The 5,081-nt window shown below is 69.6% G+C and carries 5 protein-coding genes; all 5 read right to left on the reverse strand.

Translation table 11 applies throughout. The features are described from left to right. Positions 1–566: 566 nt before the first annotated feature. On the reverse strand, positions 567–1,787 hold the full coding sequence (locus tag ACFVFQ_RS38240) for a sensor histidine kinase (protein ID WP_383425293.1): 1,221 nt from the start codon (positions 1,785–1,787) through the stop codon (positions 567–569). A 1-nt stretch (position 1,788) separates the two neighbouring features. After that, a complete protein-coding gene (cseB, locus tag ACFVFQ_RS38245; RefSeq protein ID WP_383425295.1) occupies positions 1,789–2,475 on the reverse strand; it encodes a two-component system response regulator CseB in 687 nt (228 codons plus the stop codon). Between the two features lie 147 nt (positions 2,476–2,622). Next, positions 2,623–3,555 (reverse strand): endonuclease/exonuclease/phosphatase family protein, encoded by a 933-nt coding sequence (locus ACFVFQ_RS38250; protein ID WP_383425297.1) that lies wholly within the window; start codon positions 3,553–3,555, stop codon positions 2,623–2,625. 143 nt (positions 3,556–3,698) lie between these two features. Beyond that, positions 3,699–4,709, reverse strand: coding sequence for a D-alanyl-D-alanine carboxypeptidase family protein (locus ACFVFQ_RS38255; RefSeq protein ID WP_383425299.1), 1,011 nt, complete (start codon positions 4,707–4,709; stop codon positions 3,699–3,701). A 211-nt stretch (positions 4,710–4,920) separates the two neighbouring features. Further along, positions 4,921–5,081 (reverse strand): IS3 family transposase (locus ACFVFQ_RS38260; RefSeq protein ID WP_383425301.1); only part of this gene is annotated, 161 nt, incomplete at its 5' end.

Consider the following 5,081-nt stretch of genomic DNA (forward strand, 5'->3'; position numbering starts at 1 on the left):
CAGTACCAACCCGCACTGCTCGACGAATTCATCGCCGAAACCGGACTGATCCCAGCCCCGCCATGACGTCACCCCAAACCGAAAATCTCAGTAGCCCGCCAGGCTAGACGCAAGGTCCACGTCATCGCCGACCGGCAGGGGATGTCAACTGGCTTGTGTGGCGATCGGTGTTGTGCTCCGTGTCGTCTGGTTCCTGCCGTGATTATGTCTGTTGATGTTGGTCAGAGGGCGAGTCGGTCGCCGAACCGAATCTTGAACGCAGACATCAAGCACAACGTCCACGCCGCACGGGCCCGCTCGGTCAACGGCCTTGCCCGCGAGACCCGGCGGTTCCTCCACCGCCACCAGCGCCAACCTCGCCACGTCCAGGGCTACTTGCATGCCCGCTACGTCCGCTACACCTTGAATAGGCAACCAGACAGTTTCGGCTCAAAATACGTGCAGGTATCCGGGCGTGCGTGGGTGCTGGCCATGGTCCGGCGGTGCCTGACGCTGACGGCGGTCTGGCGGCGACCATGTCTGGCTCCGAGCAGCCGTACGCCGAACCGGGCGGCGCCGCGTACGCGTCAGTTGGTCGGCAGGCTCAGCGTGGCGATCGCTCCGCCTTCGGGCGCGTTGGTGAACTCCAGGCGTGCCTGGATGACTTGGGCCTGACCGAGGGCGATGGTCAGCCCAAGGCCGTGGCCCTGGCCGCGCTCGGTCGTGCCGGTCCGGAAGCGTTGCGGTCCCTGGGCAAGGAGTTTCGCTGGGTAGCCGGGGCCGTGGTCGCGTACGACGACGGTGGTGCCGTGGACCGTCACGCTGAGCGGGGGCCGCCCGTGACGGTGGGCGTTGGCGATGAGGTTGGCGAGGATGCGGTCCAGGCGTCGTGGGTCGGTGCGTACCGTCCCGGCGTCCGTCGTCGAGACGTGCACAGGCAGCCCGGTGCGCCGCAAGCAGTCCTCGACCACCTCGCCGAGGGGCACCGACACGGGCTCGGCCTGCTCCGCGCCGGCGTCGAGACGGGACACCTCCAACAGGTCCTCAACCAACGCGCGCAGCGCCTGGACCCGGTCCCGGACGAGTTCGGTCACCTCACTGTCGGGCAGCAGTTCCGCCGAGGTGACCAGTCCCATCAACGGGGTGCGCAGCTCGTGTGCCACGTCGGCGGTGAACTGCTGCTCGGTGCGCAGGCGTTGCTGGAGGCTGCCGGCCATTGCGTCGACGGCTGCGGAGATGTCCGCGATCTCGTCGCTGCCGCGTCCGAAGCCGCCGGTGCGGGCGTCGAGTTCGCCGTCGGTGATGCGGCGGGCGGTGACGGCGACCCGGCGCAGCCGTCGGACCAGGAGTTGTGTGGTCAGTGCGGAGGCGGGGAGGACGACGGCGAGCGCGGCGAGGGCCGCGTAGGCGCTGTGTCGGTCGAGTGCCTTGCGGCTGAGCAGGTCGAGGTCCATGGAGACGCGGACGGCCGTCCAACGGTCCCCGTCCTCTTGGGCGGCCCACATCCAGGGCACGTGGGCGACCCGGGTGTCGTACCAGGTCTGCGGCGCGCCGCCCGCCTGGCGCACCAGTTCGCGAAGCGGGCGCGGCAGGTCGTCGGGGTCGTGGATGGCGCCGTTCGTCGAGAGTCCGGGCTGCTGCTCGACGGCGGTGGCGAGCCGGTCGAGGGCCTTGGCGCTGCCCTCGGAAAGCGAGCGGTCGTAGGTCGTCTTGTGCACGAGGAGGCCGATGACCAGGGCCACCGCGCAGCATGCGGCGGCCACCAGGGCGGCGATCTTCCAGCGCAGGGAGGTGAAGGGGCGTGCCATGTCAGCGCAGCAGCTTGTAGCCGAAGCCTCGGACCGTCTCGATCCGTTCGGCGCCGATCTTCTTGCGGAGCCGCTGTACGCAGAGGTCGACGACCCGGCTGTCGCCGTCCCAGCCGTAGTCCCACACCTCGCGCAGCAGCCGTTGGCGCTCCATTACCACCCCGGGGTGCGCGGCGAACTCCAGGAGCAGCCGCAGTTCGGTCGGGGTCAGGACCACGGGGCGGCCGGCGACGTGCACCTCCAGCGCGTCCGTGTCCAGCGTCAGGTCTCCGAAGGTCAGCACCGAACTGCCCTCTGTGGCCTGCCCGTTGGGCTGGAAGGTGGCCCGGCGCAGCAGGGTGCGCATACGGGCCACCAGGACGGCGGTGTCAATGGGCTTGACGACGTAGTCGTCCGCGCCGGCCTCCAGTCCGGCGATCACGTCGAGGGAGTCGCCGCGTGCGGACATCATCAGGATCGGCACCAGGCTGGTTTCCCGCACCCGTCGGCACAGTCCGATGCCGTCGAGCTGCGGCAGCATCACGTCCAGGAGCAGCAGGTCGTGCCCACCGACCCGGAACTGTTCCAGGCCCGCCAGGCCGTCCCCCGCGGAGTCCACGGTGTAGCCGTAACGCTCCAGCGCGAGGCCGACGGCCCTGCGGATCACTGCGTCATCCTCGACGAGGAGCACCTTCACAGGGGCGGACACCCACTCTCACCTGCCTCACGCATGGACATATACCTGCACATATAGCTGCAGACGCATATGTACATCAGCAACTCGGAACGGCAGCGGCCAAGGGCCACCAATTGCCAGCAATAACCCGCAACAGCCACCACCATAAGGGCGCAAATGTCAGAGATTCGCCGATGGTCGGGGTTTGGGTGCCGATGGGAGGTTCACCGAGGCGGCGACGGGGCGGTGGTCACTGGTCGTTCGCGGCAGTGTCCATGCCGCTACCGGTTCGACGCCCTGGGTGAATACCTGGTCGATCCGGACCACGGGGAGGGCTGCCGGCCAGGTGAAGCCGAAGCCCGCGCCCGCCTCCTGCTGCGCCGAGCGCATCACCGACGTCAGCGGGGCCAGTCCGCGGTCGTCGGCCACCCCGTTGAAGTCGCCCATCACGATCCGCCGGCGCTCCGGGGTCCGGCGAACCTCGTCCGCGAGGCGCACCACCGCATGGTCGCGCCAGTTGGTGGTAAACCCCTCGGTGGGTCGCACGCGCACCGACGGCAGGTGGGCGACGAAGACCGCGACCGGGCCCTTGGGCGTCTCGACGGTCGCGCGCATCGCCCGCGTCCACGCCATGATCGGCACCGGCCGCACGTCGCGGAGCGGCAGCTTGCTCCACAGCCCGACGGTGCCCTCCACGCGGTGGTAGGGGTAGGCGGCGGCCAACGCCCGTTCGTAGCGGGGAACGTTGGCGTCGGTCAGCTTCTCCAGGCCGATGACGTCGGCGCCGGAGGCGGCCAGCGCGCGTCCGGTGCCGGCCGGGTCCGGGTTCTCGTCGTCGACGTTGTGGCTGACGACGGTCAGGTCGCCACCGGTGCCGCGTTTGTCGACGAGCGTGCCGCCGAAGAGGAACGCCCAGGTCACGGCGGGCGCCAGGAGGGCGACCAGCGCGGTCGCGGAGCGTCGTGCCAACGCGATGGCCAGTAGGGGGAGCACGGCGGCGCCGAGCCAGGGCAGGAAGCTCTCGATCAGGCTGGGCAGTCGGCCGGGGCCGTTGGGTATCCACTGGTGGAGCAGGAGCACGGCGGCGCACAGCACGGCGAGCGCAGTGGTCACGCGGCCGCTCCTCCACGACCAGCGGGCGGGAGCCTTGCCGTTGGTGGGGGCCTTCTCGTTCCCGGGGGCCCATTCGACCGTCTCGTTTTTGCTCTCTTCCGCCGGTCCGACGGTTCCCGGACGCTGCATGTCCGTGCCGCCGCTCATGCGGACCGCCTGGCGTCAGCGGCCAGTCCCGCGCGGACGGCCGTGATCAGCTTCTCGCTCCGGTCGAGGGCCGCGTGGAGGCCCTGTGCCGCGGACGTGCCCGCCTGCTGGTGCAACACCACTCCCAGCACCAACGGCCCACGGCCGTCTTCGCGGGCCGTCGCCGCCCACACGAGGTTCCCCCCGGCCGGCGTGCTGGAGCCGGTCTTGAGACCCAGGACACCGGGTTTCCGCAGCAGGGTGTTCGTGTTGAGGACCGTCCCCGGGACCCCGGGAACCGTCGCGCTGGGGGTGGCGACGATCTTCCGGAGCGCTTCGTTCTGCATCGCCTCCCGGGCCAGTTTCAACTGGTCCTGCGAGGTGCTGACGGTCGTGGACTCGATGCCGCTCGCATCCGTGTAGGTCGTGCGGTCCATGCCCAGTCCCGAGGCCGCCTTGTTCATCTTCGCGACGAACGCCTCCTCGCTGCCGGCGTCCCAACGTGCCAGCAGGCGGGCGATGTTGTTGCCCGACGGGAGCAACAACAACTGGAGCAGCTGACGCTGCGAGTAGCCGCGACCAACCCGTACGGGAGCCGTCGATTCGGTGCCGGATGCGGACTCGTCGGCCGCCTGTTGGTCCGCCGTGATGGCCGGGCCCTCCTCGTCGCCGTGCAACGGGTGGTCGCGGAGGATCACGTATGCCGTCATCACCTTGGTGACGCTGGCGATGGGTACGGGTGTCTGTGCGCCCCGCGTCCCGAGGTTGCCAACCCCCTGAGCTCCCTGGACCGCCAGACTTGTCTGGCCCTCGTCCGGCCAGGGCAGCCCCGCGGCGAAGTCGGGGACGGATTCGGCGCCGGCCTGGTCTGCCTCCGCGCGGCTGCCCGTCGTGAATCCGGGCGGGCCGCCGTTGACGGCCACGGTGATGGCAACGGCCATGGCCAGCAGGGTGGGTGCGATCCACCACAGCAGGTGCCGCAACCGACGGCCGGGCGGCGGGCGGAGCGGCAGCAGGCGCAGCGGCATGGGACGGCCTCCGGGGGAAGAGCAAGGGGAAGTGGGACGCCATCCACTGTCGGTGGGGTGGGTTTCCGGGCCGCCGTAGGCATGTATCAGCCGCCGCTGAGCCTTGTATCAATCGTGTATCCGTGCGCTTTTCCGTGGCGCCTCGGCCGCCGTGCGGGAGGTGGGCCCGTCGGCCACAACTGAGGTTCCCCCGCCGTGCGAGAGGTGCTGATCAGCAGGTCGGGACGGGTTGATCGGTGTTCAGGTTCGTTTGTTCGGCCGTTGCCTGCTCGGTGTAGTGCTTCTCCTCGAATTCGGTGGGGCTGAGGAAGCCGAGCCGTTCCTGGATGCGACGGGAGTTATAGAAGCCGTCGATGTATGCGAAGAGTGCGA

Source organism: Streptomyces sp. NPDC057743 (assembly GCF_042798755.1).
Lineage (GTDB): Bacteria > Actinomycetota > Actinomycetes > Streptomycetales > Streptomycetaceae > Streptomyces.